This is a genomic window from Mesorhizobium koreense (assembly GCF_031656215.1).
Classification (GTDB): domain Bacteria; phylum Pseudomonadota; class Alphaproteobacteria; order Rhizobiales; family Rhizobiaceae; genus Mesorhizobium_L; species Mesorhizobium_L koreense.
On the sequence record NZ_CP134228.1, the window covers coordinates 2,629,627 to 2,648,765 of the forward strand.

Annotated in this window: 17 protein-coding genes and 1 tRNA gene; 4 read left to right on the plus strand and 14 right to left on the minus strand. The window is 63.3% G+C overall.

The window, feature by feature from the left end; genetic code table 11:
* The first annotated feature begins 12 nt into the window (after positions 1-12).
* Positions 13-894: an SDR family oxidoreductase gene (locus tag RBH77_RS12540; RefSeq protein ID WP_311027925.1), complete on the plus strand. Its 882-nt coding sequence runs from the start codon at positions 13-15 to the stop codon at positions 892-894.
* Positions 895-1,057: 163 nt separating this feature from the next.
* Here the strand turns inward: RBH77_RS12540 and RBH77_RS12545 are convergent, their stop codons facing one another.
* Positions 1,058-3,325 (minus strand): OmpA family protein, encoded by a 2,268-nt coding sequence (locus tag RBH77_RS12545; protein WP_311027926.1) that lies wholly within the window; start codon positions 3,323-3,325, stop codon positions 1,058-1,060.
* A 187-nt stretch (positions 3,326-3,512) separates the two neighbouring features.
* Between RBH77_RS12545 and RBH77_RS12550 the strand changes: the two genes are divergently transcribed.
* Together RBH77_RS12550 and RBH77_RS12555 are read left to right on the plus strand one after the other, a co-directional pair.
* Positions 3,513-3,959 carry a YcgN family cysteine cluster protein gene (locus RBH77_RS12550; protein WP_311032527.1) on the plus strand — a complete coding sequence of 149 codons (447 nt, stop codon included), beginning with the start codon at positions 3,513-3,515 and terminating at the stop codon, positions 3,957-3,959.
* A gap of 150 nt (positions 3,960-4,109) precedes the next feature.
* Positions 4,110-4,454 (plus strand): hypothetical protein, encoded by a 345-nt coding sequence (locus tag RBH77_RS12555; RefSeq protein WP_311027927.1) that lies wholly within the window; start codon positions 4,110-4,112, stop codon positions 4,452-4,454.
* A 76-nt stretch (positions 4,455-4,530) separates the two neighbouring features.
* Here the strand turns inward: RBH77_RS12555 and RBH77_RS12560 are convergent, their stop codons facing one another.
* Complete coding sequence (locus RBH77_RS12560; protein ID WP_311027928.1) at positions 4,531-5,268, minus strand: SIMPL domain-containing protein; 738 nt, start codon at positions 5,266-5,268, stop codon at positions 4,531-4,533.
* A 110-nt stretch (positions 5,269-5,378) separates the two neighbouring features.
* On the opposite strand from RBH77_RS12560, the gene RBH77_RS12565 reads away from it, so the two are divergent.
* Positions 5,379-5,454: transfer RNA gene (locus RBH77_RS12565), tRNA-Ile, on the plus strand.
* Positions 5,455-5,621: 167 nt separating this feature from the next.
* On the opposite strand, the gene RBH77_RS12570 is transcribed toward RBH77_RS12565, so the two are convergent.
* The 12 genes from RBH77_RS12570 to RBH77_RS12625 all read right to left on the minus strand — a co-directional run bounded on the left by RBH77_RS12570 (position 5,622) and on the right by RBH77_RS12625 (position 19,055).
* Entirely contained in the window at positions 5,622-6,743 is a 1,122-nt protein-coding gene (locus RBH77_RS12570; protein WP_311027930.1) for an ABC transporter ATP-binding protein, read from the minus strand.
* Positions 6,743-7,825: a Gfo/Idh/MocA family protein gene (locus tag RBH77_RS12575; protein WP_311027931.1), complete on the minus strand. Its 1,083-nt coding sequence runs from the start codon at positions 7,823-7,825 to the stop codon at positions 6,743-6,745. Before RBH77_RS12575 ends, RBH77_RS12570 begins: the two co-directional genes overlap by 1 nt.
* The gene (locus RBH77_RS12580) at positions 7,822-8,862 is read right to left on the minus strand and encodes a Gfo/Idh/MocA family protein (RefSeq protein ID WP_311027932.1); all 1,041 of its coding nucleotides are present in this window, start codon (positions 8,860-8,862) and stop codon (positions 7,822-7,824) included. The genes RBH77_RS12575 and RBH77_RS12580 overlap by 4 nt, the downstream gene beginning before the upstream one ends.
* A gap of 23 nt (positions 8,863-8,885) precedes the next feature.
* Complete coding sequence (locus RBH77_RS12585) at positions 8,886-9,740, minus strand: carbohydrate ABC transporter permease (RefSeq protein ID WP_311027933.1); 855 nt, start codon at positions 9,738-9,740, stop codon at positions 8,886-8,888.
* Positions 9,737-10,711, minus strand: coding sequence for a carbohydrate ABC transporter permease (locus RBH77_RS12590; protein ID WP_311027934.1), 975 nt, complete (start codon positions 10,709-10,711; stop codon positions 9,737-9,739). The genes RBH77_RS12585 and RBH77_RS12590 overlap by 4 nt, the downstream gene beginning before the upstream one ends.
* A 7-nt stretch (positions 10,712-10,718) precedes the next feature.
* Positions 10,719-12,008 (minus strand): ABC transporter substrate-binding protein, encoded by a 1,290-nt coding sequence (locus tag RBH77_RS12595; protein ID WP_311027935.1) that lies wholly within the window; start codon positions 12,006-12,008, stop codon positions 10,719-10,721.
* A 131-nt stretch (positions 12,009-12,139) separates the two neighbouring features.
* The gene (locus RBH77_RS12600; protein ID WP_311027936.1) at positions 12,140-13,378 is read right to left on the minus strand and encodes a Gfo/Idh/MocA family protein; all 1,239 of its coding nucleotides are present in this window, start codon (positions 13,376-13,378) and stop codon (positions 12,140-12,142) included.
* A 212-nt stretch (positions 13,379-13,590) separates the two neighbouring features.
* Positions 13,591-14,778: a dihydrodipicolinate synthase family protein gene (locus tag RBH77_RS12605; protein ID WP_311027937.1), complete on the minus strand. Its 1,188-nt coding sequence runs from the start codon at positions 14,776-14,778 to the stop codon at positions 13,591-13,593.
* Complete coding sequence (locus tag RBH77_RS12610; protein WP_311027938.1) at positions 14,778-15,953, minus strand: Gfo/Idh/MocA family protein; 1,176 nt, start codon at positions 15,951-15,953, stop codon at positions 14,778-14,780. Before RBH77_RS12610 ends, RBH77_RS12605 begins: the two co-directional genes overlap by 1 nt.
* A gap of 143 nt (positions 15,954-16,096) precedes the next feature.
* Positions 16,097-16,858: a TetR/AcrR family transcriptional regulator gene (locus RBH77_RS12615; RefSeq protein WP_311027939.1), complete on the minus strand. Its 762-nt coding sequence runs from the start codon at positions 16,856-16,858 to the stop codon at positions 16,097-16,099.
* Between the two features lie 287 nt (positions 16,859-17,145).
* Positions 17,146-17,796 (minus strand): helix-turn-helix domain-containing protein, encoded by a 651-nt coding sequence (locus RBH77_RS12620; protein ID WP_311027940.1) that lies wholly within the window; start codon positions 17,794-17,796, stop codon positions 17,146-17,148.
* Positions 17,793-19,055: a substrate-binding domain-containing protein gene (locus tag RBH77_RS12625; protein ID WP_371832774.1), complete on the minus strand. Its 1,263-nt coding sequence runs from the start codon at positions 19,053-19,055 to the stop codon at positions 17,793-17,795. Before RBH77_RS12625 ends, RBH77_RS12620 begins: the two co-directional genes overlap by 4 nt.
* Positions 19,056-19,139: the final 84 nt, after the last annotated feature.

The following is a 19,139-nucleotide window of genomic DNA, read 5'->3' on the forward strand; positions in this document are numbered from 1 at the left end:
GGAGAGGGCGTCATGTCGCTGAAAGGAAAGACGATCTTCATGTCCGGCGGTTCGCGCGGCATCGGGCTGGCGATCGCGAAGAGGGCCGCGCGCGACGGCGCCAACATCGCAATTGCCGCCAAGACCGCCGAGCCGCATCCGAAGCTGCCCGGCACGATCCATTCCGCCGCCGCCGAGATCGAGGCGGCGGGCGGGACGGCGTTGCCCATCATCTGCGACATCCGCAACGACGAGCAGGTGGCCGACGCGGTCAGGGCGACTGCCGAAGCCTTCGGCGGCATCGACATCTGCGTCAACAATGCCAGCGCCATCCAACTCACCGGCACGCTTGATACCGACATGAAGCGCTTCGACCTGATGCACCAGGTCAACGCGCGCGGCACGTTCCTCGTCTCGAAACTGTGCCTGCCGCATCTCCTGAAGGCGAAGAACCCGCATATCCTGAACTTGTCGCCACCGCTCGACATGCAGGCGAAATGGTTCCGCGATCACGTCGCCTACACAATGGCGAAGTTCGGCATGTCGATGGCGACCCTCGGCATGAGCGCTGAATTCGCGACCGACGGCGTGGCGGTGAATTCGCTGTGGCCGCTGACGGCGATCGACACGGCGGCGGTGCGGAACCTCCTCGGCGGCGAAAAGATGGCGGCGATCAGCCGCTCGCCGGAGATCATGGCCGATGCGGCCTACGTGATCGTCAACCGTCCGTCGCGCCAGTGCACGGGCCGTTTCTTCATCGACGAACTGGTGCTGCGCGAGGAGGGGGTGACGGATTTCTCCAAATATGCGGCGCCGGGCGCCGAGACGCTTGCGGCGGATTTCTTCGTGCCGGATGCCGTTTTCGAGAAGACCGACACGAAAGTGATGCGTTCGGGAGCGGGGGCGGCCGGATAAGCGAAATTATTCCGAAAGAGGAAGACCCGGCCGGGAGGGGGACCGGCCGGGCCTCCTTGCCGATCCCTCGATCCATGCAAATCCGGATGAGGGATGGGGCAGGGAACATTGCTGATGTGGGGTGCGGGCGGCTGCGGTTCAAGGCACGCCGCCCGCGCTCCCTCTATTGCGCCGACGCGACCGGGGCCACCAGGGGCGTGATGCGGCGGATGGTGACGCGCCGGTTCTGGCGGTTGGCCTCTTCCGTGTCGACCTTCAGGTACTCCTCGCCATACCCTTGCGTGGTCAGGTTCTCCGAGGGGATGTCGAACATCGAAGTCAGCAGGGAAGCGACCGAATCGGCACGCTCGTCGGAGAGGACGAGGTTTGCCTGATCCGAGCCGACGGCATCGGTGTGGCCCTCGATCAGGAAAGTCTCGGCGGGGTTGTTGTCGAGGATTTTCTTGATCGCGTCCGCCACCGACTGGAGCTTGTCGGCCTGATCCTGGCCGACCTCGGCGGAACCGAAATCGAAGGTGATCGTGTCGAGGTCGATGCGCGGCATGATATCCCGGATACGCGCCGAACGTTTTACCTCGCCCAGCGAATAGAGGCGCTGGACCGGCTCGACCGGCGGTTGTTCGAGGAAGGTGTAGTAGCGGTCCGGGTCGCGCACGTCGTCCGCTTCGAGGATGTAATCGTCGCGCGGCACGTCGACCACCAGTGGCGGCAGGTCAGCGCCGGCATCGCCCCAGCCGCGGTCGCGGTCACGGTCGAGATCGCGGTCATCGACATAGACCAGTACGATCTCGCGGTTGTCGGGCAGGATGCGCGAGCGGCGGATCACGTCGCCATACTCATTGCGGATGGTGACGATACGGGATCCGTCTCGCCGCTCGACCACTTCTCGGGTGCGTTGGTTCGGCAGGTCCTCATAATAGACGTCGCGTGCGTTGCGGGTTATCCGTGGCCGGTCGGAGCCGCGCACGAAGATCTGGTTGTTGACCTCGACGATCGTGCGGTCGTCGACCTCTTTGACCACCTTCACGTCACGCGGGTGCTCGCGGTAGACGCGCTCGGGCTGGTCGACGCGCTTGCCCTCGATGGCGGTGATCGATTCGATCCTCTCAGGCCGCCTGAAGTCGGCCTGTGCCGCGGCATCGGAATCCGGCAGCGGCTCCGCCTTGCCACCTCGACCCGCTTCCTGGCGCTGGCCGTGGCGGCCGCGCGCGCTGTCGGGGAGGGCGGCGTTGTCCGCGTTCCCGTTCTGCTCGCCGGCGTTGCGCCGCTCGCGCGTCTGTCCTTCGCCGGCGCGCTTTCCATTCAGGCTTTTCGGCAGCACCACGTTGCCGCCGCCTTCCGCGCCCTGGCCGCCTTGAGCGGCCTGGCTATTGGCGCCCTGGGTTTCCACGCCCTCTACATTCCTGCCGTTTTCGCCATTCCGGCCGCCATCCTTGCGAACGGTCTCCCCGTTCTGCATCTTTCCGGCGTTTTTGGCGTTCTCGTCAGGCTGCGTAGGCTTTACTCCGGGTCTTGGCGCGGCTTGGCCGGTCCCGGCATTGGATTCACCGGGCTGGCCATTCTCCATGCCCTTGGCGTTCTTGCCGTTCCGGTTATTCTGGCCGGTTTCATTGATCTCTGCGTTGCCACTCTCCGTGCCCCTGTTGCCGGCATTCTTGCCGTGTTTCCTTTCCTGTTCGGCTTGTCCGGCATTCTTCATGCCGGGTTTGGCCTCGTTGGGGTTCTCTTCGCCAGCATTCTGGGGCTGCTGCCGGACTTTCCTTTCGACCCTGGGTTCGGGCTGAACCTGTTCGGCCTTGGGCTGGATGGCTTTGTCCGTGGTGGCCTGGCCGTTGTCTTCACCGCGTTTGGCGTTCTTATCGTTCCTGCGATGCTTCTTGCCCTGGTCGGGCTCGACCTGGCCGGCATCCTTGGCCTGCGCATTCTCCGGCGCCTGCTGGTTTGCCGTGGGTTGCGTGGCTTCGTTCCGGTCACGATGCTTGCGCTTCGGCATCGCGGGCTGTTCGTTATCGCTACCGCCCTGTACGGCCGTACCGGCGGCCTCGTCCGAATGGCGCTTCTTCGGCCTCATGGCCGGCGCTTCATCGTTCGCAGGCGCCTGCTGTGCACGTTGCTCGGCCTGTCCGCCCGTCGCGCGGAGTTGCTGGCGTTCGGCCTTGTTCTGACGTTGAGACCTTGGCTGCTCTTCCTGGACACGTTGTTCCCCGCTGCCGCCCTGTTCGCCGGCGTTCTTCTCCGCCTGCCTCTCGGCGCGCCGTTCCTTCTTTTTCAGTTTCTGTTCGGCGTTGTCGCTATCCGCTTGTGCCACGACCGTCGGCATTTCGGCCACGTCGTGACCTGTGTCCGGGCGAAGGCCGGCGGCATTGGCGGACGAAGCCGCCATGAAAAGGCCGAGCGCGGTTCCGGCCAATGCGCGCGAATGAAATTTCATCGAATCCGTCTCCTGACTTCTGGAAGTCCCGTCGCGCCGCAAACCCTTCAGAACGGCGTTGGTTCCGTTTTTCATCAAATTTGGGCCGGGCGCGGGCGCTCCGGGGACGCGGGCGAGGCGGGAATGTGGCGACATCCCGCCGGCTTCACCCTTGACCGGGCCATCGCCACGCTTCATGTCGTGCGGCATGGACGCACCGTTCTGGAAGACGAAGAAGCTGGAAGAGATGAGCAGGGCGGAGTGGGAAGCGCTCTGCGACGGCTGCGGCAAATGCTGCATGGCCAAGCTGGAGGACGCCGATACAGGCGAAATCTACTGGACCAGCGTTTCCTGCCGGCTGTTCGATGCCGGCAAATGCCGCTGCACCGACTATCGGAACCGGCTGGAGCGTGTACCCGACTGTGTCGGCCTGACACCGGACAATGTGCGCAACCTGCCCTGGCTGCCGGCGACCTGCGCCTACAGGCTGATCGCCGAGGGCAAGGACCTTTACTGGTGGCACCGACTGGTATCGGGTTCGGAAGAGACCGTTCACGAAGCCGGTATCTCCATGCGCGGCCGCGTTTCGGCTTCAGAAGACGACATGCCCGACGCCGAGGCCTATTTCGACTTCATGCTCGCCGACGAGCCATAAACGACGCCGGCGACCGCTCCCTCGACCCGAATTTTTGCTGAATGCCCCATGAACGGCGGGTTCCCGTACCGTTCAGCGGCGCGGGTGCATCTTCCCGCCATCGCTTCGGCGACGGATTTCAGATCAACCGACCAGTCCAGGAGAAAGACTATGTTGAAATTCATCAAGGCATCGGCTGTTTGTGCAGTTCTCGGGATCAGCGCCCTGGCAGGCGCGCCGGCCCAGGCGGACGCGCTCTATGTCGGCACCGGCCATAGTGGCTTGCGTGTCGTGGTCCGGGACAATCACGGTCCGCGCTGGCATGATAACCGGCATTACCGGCCGGTCCGCTTCTGCACGACGGACCGGGCTCTCGACAAGGCACAACGGATGGGCGTGCGTCGCGCCCGTGTTGCCTATCAGAACCGGTCGGTGATCGGCGTCAAAGGACATGACCGGCGCGGCCGCATCACGCTCACCTTCGGTCGCTCCGCGGGCTGCCCTCTGATCCGCTGATCGGCCGCGGACAAAAAAGCCAGGCACCGCAGGGGCTTACCTGCGGCGCCTGGCTTTTCGATTCAAGCGGCGGCCGTTACTGCTCGATCTCGAATGTCACCGTCACCGTTGCATGATAGGTGTTTTCGCCGGCCTGCACAGGCACGGCGTCTTCGGCAGCCGCGGCGAAGCTGCGGGCCTTCATCGCCATCGGGCGGGGCATGGGCCGATAGGATTGTTCCGAGATCTCGATGATCTTGCCGGTCTTGACGCCGGCCGCTTCTGTCAAAGTCCTTGCGCGGGCAATGGCGTCTTCCATGGCGTTCTTGCGGGCTTCCTGCATCGGCTTCGACATATCGTCATTGGTGAAGGTGATGCCGCCGCCCTGGTTGACGCCGAGCGAGACCGAACTGTCGATGACCGCGCCGAGCTTGTCGAGATCGCGCACGCGGACTGTCAGCGTGTTGACGACACGATAGCCGATGATCTTCGACTCCTCCTGCGTCTTGCTGTCATGCTTGACGGTGGAATAGCGTGGATCGATCGACAGGCCGGAGGTCTGTAGGTCGCGGTCGGCAATGCCGGCCTTCTTCATCGCGTCGATCACGGCTGCCATGGCCTTGTTGTTCGCGTCGAGCGCGGCGCGTGCCGTATCCGCCTCGCGCAGGACCGACAGCGAAAGGATCGCCATATCCGGGCTTGCCGCCGTCTCGCCTTCACCGACAACCGTGATGCGGGGCGTGGGTCTGTCTTCGGCAGCGGCCATTCCAGGCATCGCGATCCCCGACGCCGCTATCCCCAATCCCAGTGCCAGCGGCAGATAGGCATGTCTCATCGTCATCTCCGATTTCGTTGCCCTTCCCGTCGGCGCATATTAACCGATTGTGTGTTGAATGGGGCGTGCGCTTGTGCCCGGGCAAAAAGCCACTAATTGACCGGCCGGTGGGGCCTGTAGCTCAATGGTTAGAGCCGGCGGCTCATAACCGCTTGGTTGGGGGTTCGAGTCCCTCCGGGCCCACCAATTATTCTTCTTTGACAGACCGTCCATGCTGGAGCGCGCACGTCGATATAGCGGGCGGGCGGATCTTTGTCGAAATCACGCAACGTATCCGCGAGGCTCCAGCTATGACGTCTCATCCGGATCAATGGCGGCAGAGCGCCGCCTCAACGCCGTGTGGATTTCGTCGCTCAGGCCGGCGTGGAATCAAGTTTCGTATCGGCGACCCGGCGGCTGATCGCCATTCCGTCACCTGCGAAGACATGGGCAGCGCCGGCATCCGGCTCGATGCCCACGCGCTCGCCTGCCGCGACGGTGGCCTGGCCCTGGACTTCGACGACCACCGTCTCTCCTGAGGCAAGCGCGAGGTAAAGAAAAGTCTCGCCGCCGAGATGTTCCGCGATCTGCACTTCGCCAGCGAGCGAGGCGTGTCGAGGATCGACGATCCTGATGTTTTCCGGGCGGATACCGACCGTAACCTTACTGTCGGACGACGGTGGCCGGCTCCCGGCGGGGAAGGGGAGATCAAGGCCGGATTCGCTGCGAACCCGGAGGTTCCCGTCTGTTCCGACAATGATTTGCGCCGCAAGAAAGTTCATGCGTGGCGAGCCGATGAAACCCGCCACGAACAGATTTGCCGGATGGTTGTAGAGTTCGAGCGGCGTGCCGACCTGTTCGATGCGGCCGGCGCGGAGCACCACAATGCGGTCGGCGAGCGTCATCGCCTCGACCTGATCGTGGGTGACGAAGATCATTGTCGCCCCGAGCCTGCGGTGCAATTTGTTGATCTCAACCCGCATCTGCACCCTGAGTTCCGCGTCGAGGTTGGAAAGCGGCTCGTCGAACAGGAAAATGCGCGGCTCGCGCACGATCGCGCGGCCGATCGCGACGCGCTGTCGCTGCCCGCCGGAGAGCTGGCCGGGCCGGCGGTCGAGAAGGGAAGCGATCTGCAGGATTTCCGCCGCATCGGCCACCCGCCGCCTGGTTTCCGCGCGCGGCGTGCCCATCGTTTCCAGGCCGAAGGAGAGGTTCTTGCGGATCGTCATGTGCGGGTAGAGCGCATAGGACTGGAACACCATGGCGAGGCCGCGTTTCGCCGCCGGAATCTCGTTCACCCGTTCACCGTCGATATGGACATCACCTTCAGTGACTTCCTCGAGCCCGGCGATCATCCTGAGCAGTGTCGATTTCCCGCATCCGGACGGGCCTACGAAGACGACGAACTCGCCGTCCCTGACCTCCAGATCGACGCCGTGGATCACTTCGGCGGTACCGAACCTCTTGATCACGCCGTTCAGGCCGAGGCTCGCCATTACGCCCGCCCCCTCGCGGTGGGCGGAAGCCAGCCCGCATAGAGCGGGTGGTCTTGCCCGATCGGCAACCGGACCGCTTCGCCTGTCCGTGCAGAATGGTAGGCGGCAGTGATCAGTTCCAGCGAGGGCCGCGCGTCGGCGATCGAGACGGGCAGTTCGCCGCCCTCGGTCAGTGCCTTGTGGAGGCGCGAGAACTGGCCGGCGTAAAGCTCCGGCGCAGGGTCGACCTCGGCTATCGCCACATCGACCACCTTCTGTCGCTCGGGGTCCGCCGCGATGAAGCGCCACGGCGCCTTGCCCGGATTGTAGGGGCTATGGTTGCTCTCGACCGTCAGGCCGTCGAAGCAAAAGCGCAGTCTCGATATCTCCTCTTGCGAACCGAGCGTTACCGAAAGCGTGGCGAAGGAGCCGTCCGCCATTTCCAGTACGGCAGCGGCGCAGTCTTCCGTCTCGATCGGGTTTACGCGCGTGGCGGTGCGGGCATAGATGCTGCGCACCGGCCCGAGTACGCGCATCAGCATATCGTGGTTGTGGATGGCGTGGGTGACGAGGCAGCCGCCGAGTTCCTTTGCCCAGCGACCGCGCCACGGATTATCGTAATAGGCCGGCAGGCGCCGCCAATGCGTCTCCACCGTCGCTGCATAGGCCTTGCCGACCAGCCCGCGCTCGCGCAAACGCTGCAATTGCGCCAGGCCGTCGGCGAAACGGTACTGGAAGATGGGGCAGAGCCGCTTGCCGCTTTCCTGCTCGACCTTCGCCAGTTCGTCGGCCTCGGCAAGCGAACTGGCGAAAGGCTTTTCGACGATCACGTTGCGGCCGGCGAGGAGCGCCTTCTTTGCCTGCTCGAAATGCAGGCCGGACGGCGTGCAAATCGAGATGATGTCGAGGTCTCTGGCGATCAGGGCATCGAAATCGGTGAGAACGTTCGGGATGGCATGTTTGGCCGCCAGGCTCTCCACCCTGGAGGCATCGATGTCGCAGATCACCTCGAGCGAATAGAGATCAGGGAGTGCGCGGAATGCCTCGATCTGCATCGCGCCGATGCCGCCGCCGACAACACCGACTGTAAGCTTCCGGGTCATGCCGCATCTCCATCATGACGTGTTCCGACGATCCTTGTCGCAGCAGCCTGTGCCTTCAAGGCGAGTTCCATGGCAAGGAAGCAGTGCCGTTGCGGCATCGCCGTTTCCGTGCGGTTCAGCACGTCGTCGCGAAGCTGTTCGCCATAGGTGATCTTCGTGCCGGAGCAGTCGATGTGACGCGCCGATTTGCTGTCTGCGAGGAAGAGATGGTCGCCGCCGCTCCGTCCGCCGACATCGGCATATTTGCGGAGTTCGATCGAACCCTCCGTGCCGAGGATGAAGAGGCGCCCGTCGCCCCAGACCGGCATGCCAGCCGGCGTGAACCAGTCGATGCGGATATAGCCGGAGGCGTGGCCGGAGCGCAGCACCGTGTCGCCGAAATCCTCGAATTCGGGCGCGTCGGGATGATCGAAATTGGCGACCTGGCTCGTTACGATTTCGGCGCTGTCGCTGCCGGTGAAGAACAGGAACTGCTCGAACTGGTGCGAGGCGATGTCGCAGAGGATGCCGCCGGTGCGTTCGAGCTTCCAGAACCAGTCCGGCCGCGCGTAGTTGCCGAGCCGGTGCGGTCCTAGCCCGACTGTCTGCAGCACGCGTCCAATCGCGCCCGCCTTCACCAACTCGCCGGCTGCGAGTGTCGCGCGCTGGGTATAGTGCTCGGAATAGAGGATCGAGAGGATGCGCCCTGTTTCGGCCTGCACGCGGCGAAGCTCGTCAAGCTGATCGAGCGTCGTCGCGCCGGGTTTGTCCAGCATCACGTCCTTGCCGTGACGCATGGCCCTGATCGCCATCGGCGCACGGTCGGCGGGAATGCCGGCGCCGATGACGAGACGGATTTCGGGATCCTCCAGGATTTTCCGCTCGTCGGTCACGCGCTCGGCCTGGGGGAATTTCGCGACATATTCGGCGGCAAGGTCGTCCTCCGGCGCGCAGAAATATTTCAGCCGGCAGCCGGCCGCGAGCATCAGCGCCGTCTGCTCGTAGATGTGGCCGTGATTGATGCCGATGGTCGCGAATGAGAAGGCGGGGGTGGGCATGGAGTTCTTTCGGGCGTTGAAGGTCAGCGTTTCAGGGCACCAAGCGCAACGCCCCTGATAATGAGGCGCTGGAAGGCGAGGAAGACGATGAAGACGGGGATGAGCGACAGCGTCGACATGGCGAAGAGTTGGCCGAAGCGCGATTCGCCGGTGGCGTCGACGAAGGCGCGGAGCGCCAGCGGCACAGTGTAATCGCGCATGTCGTTCAGGTAGATCAGCGGCCCGAGGAAATCGTCATAGGTCCAGATGAAGGAGAAGATGGCGGCGGTCGCCAGAACCGGTGTGGAAAGCGGCAGCATGATGCGCCAATAGATGCGCCAGGGGCCGCAACCATCCATGATCGCCGCCTCGTCGATCTCGCGCGGTATGCCGCGGAAGAACTGCACCATCAGGAAGATGAAGAAGGCGTCGATCGCCAGGAATTTCGGCACGATGAGCGGCAGGAAGCTGTTCACCCAGCCGAGGTGCAGGAAGAGGATATATTGGGGAACGAGCGTGACGTGATAGGGCAGCATCAACGTGCCCAGCATGAGGACGAACCAGAGCTTCTTCAGCCGGAAATTCAGCCGCGCGAAGGCGAAGGCGGCGAGCGAGCATGAGAGCAGATTGCCGACGACAGCCATTCCGGCGACGAAGAAGGAATTGAGGAAAAAGCGGCCGAAGCTGAAACGAAGCGCCGTCCAGCCTTGCGCGTAATTGTCGAGCTGGAGCTTTTCGGGGATCAGGCCGAGATTGTGGAAGATGAGGTTTTCCGGCTTGAGCGAGCTCGATATGAGCCAGAGCAGCGGATAGATCATCACTAGCGCGGCGGCGATCAATATCGCGTGGCGGACGAACTGCCGTCTGGTTCCGTTCGCTCGTGGCGCCGCGGCGTTCATCGGCCTTCGTCCTCGTAGTAGACCCAGTAGCGCGAGGTCAGGAAGGCGAGCGCCGTGAAGATCGAGATGATGACCAGCAATATCCAGGCGAGTGCCGCGGCATAGCCCATGCGGAAATTGGCGAAGGCCTCGATATAGAGATAGAGCGAATAGAAGAGTGTGGAGTCGATCGGCGAGCCATTGCCGCCCGACACGATAAAGGCCGGCGTGAAAGCCTTGAAGGCGTCGATCGTCTGCAGCACGAGATTGAAAAAGATGACCGGGGCGAGCAGCGGCAGGGTAATGCGGAAGAAGCGCCTCGCCGGTCCCGCGCCGTCCATGGCAGCAGCCTCATGCACTTCCTGAGGAATCTGGCGCAATCCGGCGAGAAAGATGATCATCGGCGAGCCGAATTGCCAGATCGCAAGCACGATCAGCGTCCAGAGCGCATAGTCGGGGTGGGTGATCCAGGACGGCCCCTTGAGGCCGACCAGCGCGATCAGTTGGTTCACCACGCCGGCATCGCCGAAAATCTGCCGCCAGAGCACCGCGACCGCGACCGAGGAGCCGAGCAGCGACGGCAGATAGAACACCGCGCGGTAGACAGAAATACCGCGTACGCCGCGGTCGAGCGCCATGGCGAGCGCGAGCGCCACGATCAGTTTCAGCGGTACCGACCAAAGCACATAATGGAAGGTGACGCTGAGCGCCGACCGGAAGCGCGTATCCTCGAAGAAGGCATAGGAATAGTTCGCCGTGCCTGTCCAGCGAGGCGGGTTCAGGAGGTCATAGTCGGTGAAGGAAAGATAGAGCGAGCCGACTGTCGGCAGAAGGGTCAGCCCGAAGAAGCCGACCAGCCAAGGCAGCAGGAACAGATAGCCGGGGCCGTTCCTCCTGAGGCTGCGCGCAAGCCGCGCACGCAGCCCGTCAGGCGCCGCAGTCTCGCGCCGCCCAGAGGCCGTCGTTCCGATAGGACCGACCGTGCTGGTCATGGCTCGTTCAGGCGCGCTTCAGGATGTCCTTCGCCCTTTGCATGAAATCCCTGGCTCCGTCTTCGACGCTCAGCCGTCCAAAGGAGACTTTCTGGTAGGCAGGGTAGAGCAGTTGCTGGATCTCACCGGCGCCTTTCGGCGGCGGTGGCGGCAGCGGGCCGACATGTTTCGCCAGCAGGGTCAGGTAGCGGGTCATGCGCTGCTCGACCTCGGTCAAGCTGGGCTCGACATGCTTCAGCACTTCCGAATCCGCCGGCACGCCGCGCTCGATCTGCAGGATGTCCCCGGCATCCACGTCGGTGACCATGAAATTGAGGAACTTCGCGGCCTCTTCCGGCTGGGACGACGAAGCCGACTGGGAGATGAACATGGACGGCTTCATGTACTGACCCGGGCGGTTGCCCTCCTGGTTGGGCAGCGTCGTCAGGTCCACCTGATCCTTCATCAGCTTCTGGATGGCGACGAGCTGGTTGGAGTTGGTGAAATCGGTGATCGCCTTGCCCAGCACGAGCATGGTCTTTTCGAGCGCGCCGGTCGTGTCCTGCGCCTGTACGTCCGGCGGCGGGGTCAGGCCGTCCTTCTGCATCTGCGTCATGATGGTCCAGAAGGCGACCAGATCGTCTAACTCAAAGCCGAGCTGTCCGTCTTTTGTGTATAGTTCCTTGCCGCGCTGGCGGACGAACATCTCCAGCCAGGATTCGTTGTCGCCCTTGTTGGCGGTGAAGTGCACGCCGTCCGGCAAGTGCGGCTGCACGTCCTTGGCCAACTTGATGAAATCGTCGAAAGTCCAGGCGAGCGGATCGGGCAGCCCGATTTTGAGCTTCTGGTATTGGGTCTTGTTGTAGACGAGCGCGACGGAATTGCCGCCCATGGACAACCCATAGAGTTTTCCGCCGATCTTGCCGCTCTCAAGCTGGTTCTTGTCGAAATGATCGAGCTTCAGCTCCTTGCCGACCATCGGCGTCAGGTCGGCGAGTTGGCCGCGACGCGCCCATTCGAAAATGTAGCGATAGTCCATCTGGATGACGTCGGGGAGGTTGCGTCCGGCCGCCTGGGTGGCAAGCTTCGGCCAGTAGTCTGCCCAGGCATAGCTCTCACGATCGACCGAAATATCGGGATGCTTCTTGTGATAGAGGTCGACCGTTGCGTTGGTGCGCTTGTCGCGGTCGGGATTGCCCCACCAGATATAACGCAGCCTGGTCTCGGCAAAGGCCGGCCCGGCCCCACCGGCCAATGCGCTGGCCGCAGCGCCAGCGGCAACCAGCCGCCCGAAGTCACGACGTGACAAAGCTTTCATCATTTCCTCCCTGTATCCGGGTTCGTCCCGGTTCGTGCAGTCGCCCAGCCTCCCGCTCGCATCCCCCGCCCGGAGAGTAACCTAGCGGTTACTTTCAGACAACTGGATCGAAGGGCGAGCTTCGCCTGGAATTATGCTTCGCCTCCGAGGAGAGGCATCACCTTGACCGGCGCGCCCGAACGTACGCTGTCCACCGCAGCTACTCCGCACAGCACCGAGACCGCGCCGGCGCGCGCCCCTGCGCGCTGGCCGAGCGGATCGGCCATATCGGGGACGAAGAGCATCCGTTGCAGGGCCGGATCGCCGCCGAAATGGCCGCCGGGCTGGTGCGGCACGCGGATGCGTTCGGCCGGGCCAAAATTCCTGAGCACGAGAATCTCGTCCTCCGCTGGCGTTTCCCACGCCTGCCGCTCGTATTGCCTGATCTGGACGCGCCCCTTCTTGCCGTTGAAGGCGAGATGGTAGCCCTCGATCGGCAAGAAGGTGTTGAGCGAATAGGAGACCTGGACGCCGTTTTGATAGAGGATCGCGGCGGTCATCGTGTCGAATATGTCGATCTCCTCGCGGAAAACACAGGCGTCGCGGACATAGCCGTCCTCGCGCGAGGGGTCTTCGTAGAGCGTTTCGAGCCATGGATGGCGCGCGAGATCGAAGAAGAAGTCGCATTCGTCGGCATGGGGACAGAGCTTGCACCGAGGGCCGCGGAAGGGCCCGGCGCGGCCGTAACGGCGAAGCGCGCCGCGCGCGAAGACCTCTTCGGGATCGGCGCCCAGATACCAGTTCAAAAGGTCGAAATGGTGCGTCGCCTTGTGGACGAAGAGGCTGCCTGAATGTGCAATGAAGGCGTGCCAGCGGCGGAAATAGTCGGCGCCGTGCTGCACGTCGAGATACCAGTGGAAATCCACCGAGACGATCTCTCCGATGATGCCCGACAGGAGCACCTCCTTGATTGCCCGTGCTGTCGGCGAGAAACGATAGTTGAAGCCGACGTCGACGCGGCGCCCCGTGCGTCGTTCGGCAGCGAGGATGGTCCGGCACATCTCGGCCGTGGTCGTCATCGGTTTTTCGGTGAGGACGTCCACTCCGGCTTCAAGCGCGGTCACGATCATCCTGGCATGCGTATCGTCTGGAGTGCAGACGATCAGCGTGTCCGGCCGGGTCTCGGTCAGCATGGCACTGCAATCCGCGAAGGCGGGGACATGGACGCCGATCGCGGCGCGGGCGCGCTCGAGTCGCATGGGGTTGCTATCGGAGAGGCCGACCAGTTCGACCCATTCGCCGCAGGTTGCGAGCAATTCCTTGCCCCAGGTTCCAGCGCCCCGGAACCCGGTACCAACGAGAGCCACACGACGTTTCGTCACCGCTGCCATCACATCACCTCCTTCCGCCGGCGATGCATGCGACCCCTACGGGCGCGCTCCTCCTCGCCGGCTCAGTACACGCTGCCGAACCGCTCGACGCAAGTTGCAAGCACTTCCTCTCCTCACTGCTTCCACCAGTTCTCGGCCGAGAAGATCTCGATCCATTGCTGGCGAATGGTTGCGAGGTTGTTGGAAAGTCCTTCGACGGGCATGACGGGTTCTCAGCCGAGCCCGCCGACGGCGAGGACCTTGCGCATGCGGTCGGCGGCGAGATCGGGGTCGCGCAGCACACGCGCTTCGTCGGCGAGGCGGAAGAGCTCGGCCAGATGAATGAGCGAGCGGGCGCCCTGCTGGCCGCCGACCATGAAGAAATGATCTTGCAGGCCGTTCAGATAAGCAAGGAAGACCACGCCCGTCTTGTAGAAGCGGGTGGGGGCCTTGAAGATGTGGCGGGACAGCGGCACCGTGGGCGCGAGAGTGTCGTGGAACCCGGCCTCGTCGCCTTCGGCAAGCCGCGTGAGGCCGACGGACGCGGCCGGCGCGATCGCATCGAATATGCCGAGCAGCGCGTCGGAATGGCCTTCGTCATCGCCGGCGATCAATTCGGCATAGTTGAAGTCGTCGCCCGTATACATGCGAACGGCCGCCGTCGCGTTGTGCTTGGCCATGCGGCGCCGAAGCGCCACCTCCTTCTCCTTCGAGAGCAGCGAGACCTTTATGCCGTCCACCTTGTCGGCGTTTCCGGCAATGATGCCGAAGCAGATGTCCATTGCCGCCATGTGGTCGGCGCTGCCCCAGTAGCCGGAGAGGGCGGGGTCGAACATTTCGCCCAGCCAATGGATGATCACCGGCTCCTTCGTCTGGGAAAGGATGCGGTCATAGACCCGGACATAGTCCTCCGGCCCCTTGGCGGCGGCGGCGAGCGCCCGACTGGCCATCAGGATGATGCGGCCGCCAAGGCCTTCGACGGCCTCGATCTGCTCCTCATAGGCACGGATCACGTCGTCGATCGTGACATCCGGACCGGGCGCAAGGTGATCGGTGCCTGCACCACAGGCGACAAGTGCGCCGGGCCGACCTTTCGCGGCGTCGAGCGATCGCCGGATAAGTTCGCGCGCCTCCGGCCAGCCGAGGCCCATACCGCGTTGCGCGGTGTCCATCGCCTCCGCGACGCCGAGGCCGAGGTCCCAGAGATATTCGCGGAAGGCGATCGTCCGCTCCCAGTCGATCGAGGCGTCGAGCCACGGATCATTGTCGGCAAAAGGGTCCGCGACCACATGGGCGGCCGCATAGGCGACGCGGTTGAAGGACGGCGGATTGCCGTTCGCCTTAGGCGAGGGAAGGGGGGCGTTGCGGACCGCGTAGCGCTCGATCCGCCCGCCCTTTGCCGGAAGCTCGACCGTTGTCATCACGCCGCCTTGGAGTTGGATGCGCTCTCGGCGAGGTCGGGCACGTCGATCCAGCGCCGTTCCGCCCAACTCTTCAGGCCGAGTTCGGCGAGTTGCACGCCCTTTGCGCCTTCCATCAGGTCACGTGTCCATGGCGTGCCAGCTATGACATGGCGGATGAACTCCTCCCACTGGACCTTGAAGCCGTTGTCGTAGGCCTGGTTGTCCGGCACGTCTTCCCATTGATTGTTGAATACCGTGGTCTGCGGCACGTCCGGGTTCCACACCGGGCGCGGCGTGTTGACCCTGTGCTGGGTCGCGCAGCGCGTCAGCCCGGCGACCGCGGAGCCCAGCGTACCGTCCACCTGGAAGGTGACCAGGTCGTCGCGCTTGACGCGCACGCACCACGACGAATTGATGTGGGCAACGATGCCCCCTTCGAGCTGGAAGGTGGCATAGGCGGAATCGTCCGCGTCCGCACTATAGACGTGGCCGTGCTCGTCGACCCGCTCGGGAATGTGGTTGGCCCCCAGGCAGCTCACCGCCTGCACCTTGCCGAAGAGATTGTCGAGCACGTAGCGCCAGTGGCAGAGCATGTCGAGGATGATGCCGCCGCCCTCGGCCTTGCGATAGTTCCAGCTCGGGCGTTGCGCCTGTTGCCAGTCTCCTTCGAATACCCAATAGCCGAACTCGCCGCGCACCGACAATATCCGGCCGAAGAAGCCGGAATCGCGCAGCATCGCGAGTTTGCGCAGCCCGGGCAGGTAGAGTTTGTCCTGCACGACGCCGCTCTTTACGCCGCGCGCCCTGGCGAGCCGCGCGACGGCGAGGGCATCGCCAAGCGTTTCGGCGATCGGCTTTTCGCAATAGATGTGCTTGCCGGCGTCGATCGCCTGCCTGAGCAGGTCGGCGCGCATCTGTGTCGACCCCGCATCGAAGAAGATCGTGTCGTCCGGATCGGCGAGCGCGGAGGCCAGGTCCGTCGACACCCTGCTCAGGCCGTGGCGGTTCGCGACCTCGGCGAGCTTGTCGGCATTGCGACCGACCAGGATCGGATCCGGCATCATCCGGTCGCCGTTCGGCAGAGTAACGCCGCCCTGCTCGCGGATCGCCAGGATGGAGCGGACAAGATGCTGGTTGTAGCCCATGCGTCCGGTGACGCCATGCATGATCAAGCCGAGGCGGTGGGTCGCCATGACGTTCAAATCTCCTCCGATCGAGCTCGGGATATCCCGTCTATAGATATAACCATCTGGTTACTAAGACATCACGGATACACCTCTCGCGTCAAGAGCATGGCGTCGGGCGGCAATCCGTTTGCTGCTGGTAAAGCCCGGCTTCAGGGCCTGAGATAAGAGAGAATCACATCGACCATATGCTCTCCCCAATCGTGCAGCTCTGTGTCTTCTGCCAAGTCGCGCCTGAAGATCGTCGACAGTGTCCAGCGGTTCGACAGATAGAAGAATCCGAGGCAGGCGATGCTGATATAGACCTTGACGGGATCGGCGCCGCTCCGGAATTGCCCGGCGGCCTCGCCGCGCTGAAGAAGTTTGGAAATTTCCGCCACCAACGGCGAATGCAGGCCGAAGATGCGAGCCGAGCGTTGCAGATATTTTGCCTTGTGAAGGTTTTCAGTGGCGAGCAGGCTCGGGAATTCGGGATGGTCGAGTATATACTGCCAGGTAAAAAGAATGAGCTCGCGCATGCCCTCGGTCGGGTCGCGGTCCGCAAGATGAAGGCGGGTTTCCGCCGAACGGATCGATATGTAGGCGCCCTCGAGCACAGCTAGGTAGAGCGCGTCCTTGCCGCCGAAATAGTGGTAGAGCATGCGCTTGTTGATCTTGGCCCGCGCCGCGATACGATTGATGCGCGCGCCGCCAAAACCCTTCTCGGTGAATTCCTTTATGGCCGCATCCAGGATTGCCGCGCTGGTGCGCTGGGGGTCGCGAGTCGCGCGCACTTTCTTTGCATCCGTGCCGGCCTTGCCGGAAGCCTTTGGGGCGACGGACGGGTCCTTCTTTCCAGCGCGCGCGGCTGAAACCTTCGCAGATTTGTTCTTTTGTGCGTTCCGCGGCAGCGCCGAGCGGCCAAAATCGCTCATGAATTCGCCCTTTGCTGTGGCCAGGCGCATTGCCGCCGTGTGCCCGTCCGATCAACTATAACCATCCGCCGCGCAATCACCACGGCACGCCGCAAGACGTCCAAGGCGGTCCTGGCAGCCCGTTAGATCCCATATAGCATGTAACCAGATGGTTATTATAGCCTTGCTCCAACTTGAAGCTCGACAACGCCGTGACAAATGCGGTTCGATCGAAAGGTTTTTAGCGTGACGCCGGGACTTGAGCGGCTGACATGAACACCCGTCCGTCGTTGATAAGCGCCAGGGTTTCATGCTCTGGAGCGCCCGGCCAGCAATTCCTGCACTTCCACGAGCCGCTTCAGAACCGTTCGCCGATCCACATCCTTGTTTTGCCAGCATATCCCTACGACCAGTGCGCCATGGCCTGGCTCAAATGCGCTTTCACGTAACGGTACAACCAGGAATTCCACGGCAGTCCTGGCGATATCGTAGCGTTCCGTGGAAAAACTGCGCAGGCTCGTTGCCCCGCTCGCCTGGTCGAAGTCCGCGCGCTCGGCAACGTGGAAGCTCTGGAAAGGAGCAAAGCCGACGCCGCCCGAATTGAAGCCAAGAAGGAATGTACCGATCTGGAGTTCCGCCCGCAGGCTTCCGGCGAAGGCGGTCTCCCCGGTCTGGTCGCGCAGATAGCGGATGACTGGCGGCAATCGCTGGGCAGCAAAATCATAACCGAGTGCGGTGAGCGCAACCTGTTGCGGCACGGCGCCAATCAGGAAAAAACCCTCCTCGTCGCGTGCAAGCCAGGAAAGCCGTTCCATCTCGTTCACCGCCTGATAGGCCGAACTCATCGGCAGGCCGAGGTCCCTGGCGATGTCGTAGGCGGTGCAGACCGGCTTTTTCGCCACGACAACAAGAATGTCGAGGAGGCGGCGCACCGCGTCGGTATAGGGGGAGGGGGTCATGGCTCGCGCGCGGCCCTGCTCGCCCGCCAGCCACGCAGGCGCCCCGAGGCGTGAACATGGTCGTCCGCGCGATTCCAGTAGACCTTCTTCTCGGCATGGATATCCGCCCGCACTGATTTCGTCTCATGCCCGCGGGTGACGATGATCTCGGAATTCGCCTCTACGACCCGCGGCACCTGGCGGCCGAACAGTGTGTCGAGCGCCACCTGGAAGCTGATCGCTCCCATCGCCGGCGGATAGTCCAGACCGCAAAGCGGTACCTTATCTGTCGCTGCGATCTTGTACATCAGGTTCATTTCGCCTCCGGTGTGCGGCGGGATCGTGCCGCGACGGAAGCCATGATCGCGGAAAGCGTTGAGGGACCCGATCCCCTGCAGGCCGGAATCGCACCAGACGCCGTCAGGAACGAAACCTGACGACAGGTATCCGGTCATGAGAGCGTAGCCACGCTCCGCCAGCCAATCGGTAAAGTGAATGTCGACGATCTCGATTCCGGGAAACGCGACGAAGACCTGCCGCGCGGCACGGAGCCGGATCGAACAGGGGCTCGCATTCTCCATGCCGCAGAGCAGGACGATCCGCCCATGCCCCTTGAGATGTTCAGCCATCCACAACGCGCTGACACGTCCGACAGTCTCGTCGGAGGCGGTCACGAAGGAGACGAGGTGACGGCCGTCGCCGCACATCCGGTCGACGCCCACCACCGGAACGTCCTGCTGCGCCAGTTGCCGCACTTTCTCTTCAAGCGCATCGTGGCGTTCGACCGCGGCGCTCAGGATACAGATATCCGCTCCGGCCTTCTGCATCTCGGAAAGCTGCATCACCTGCCGCACGGGATCGTTGCGGGCATCGCTGACAATCAGTTTCGCGACGACCTCGGCGTGACGCTGTGCGGCCGCCCGCAGGCTGCTCTCCATTGCCAGGCGCCAGGGATGCGTGGTCGCGGCATTGGCGAAGCCGATGATGAAAGGAGGGTTTTTCCGGTAGCGCTCGGTGGATACCAGTTCGAGCAGATTGCTTTCGAAATGCGACTTGCGCGGAGTAGAGCCTGGCTGCCGGAGCTTAGGGCCCCCGAAGGATTCGCGCAAAGGCATGTTGGCCTTGAGCGGCGCATAGAGGAGTTCAGCCGCCGACCGGCCAAGGGCGACGAACCCGCGCGCCTCGCGTTTCAGAAGGCCCTCGGTCGTCATGTCGCTGATGAGCTTGTAGCCGGAGGACTTCGGAATCCCTGCGCGCGAAAGCAGGTCGTCGATCCGCATGTTTGGTTCATGCGGATCGAAACTGGCCAGGACAGCGCTGACGCGGGCAAAGCTCTTCACTGGAACCCTCCGCCGGAACTGGGC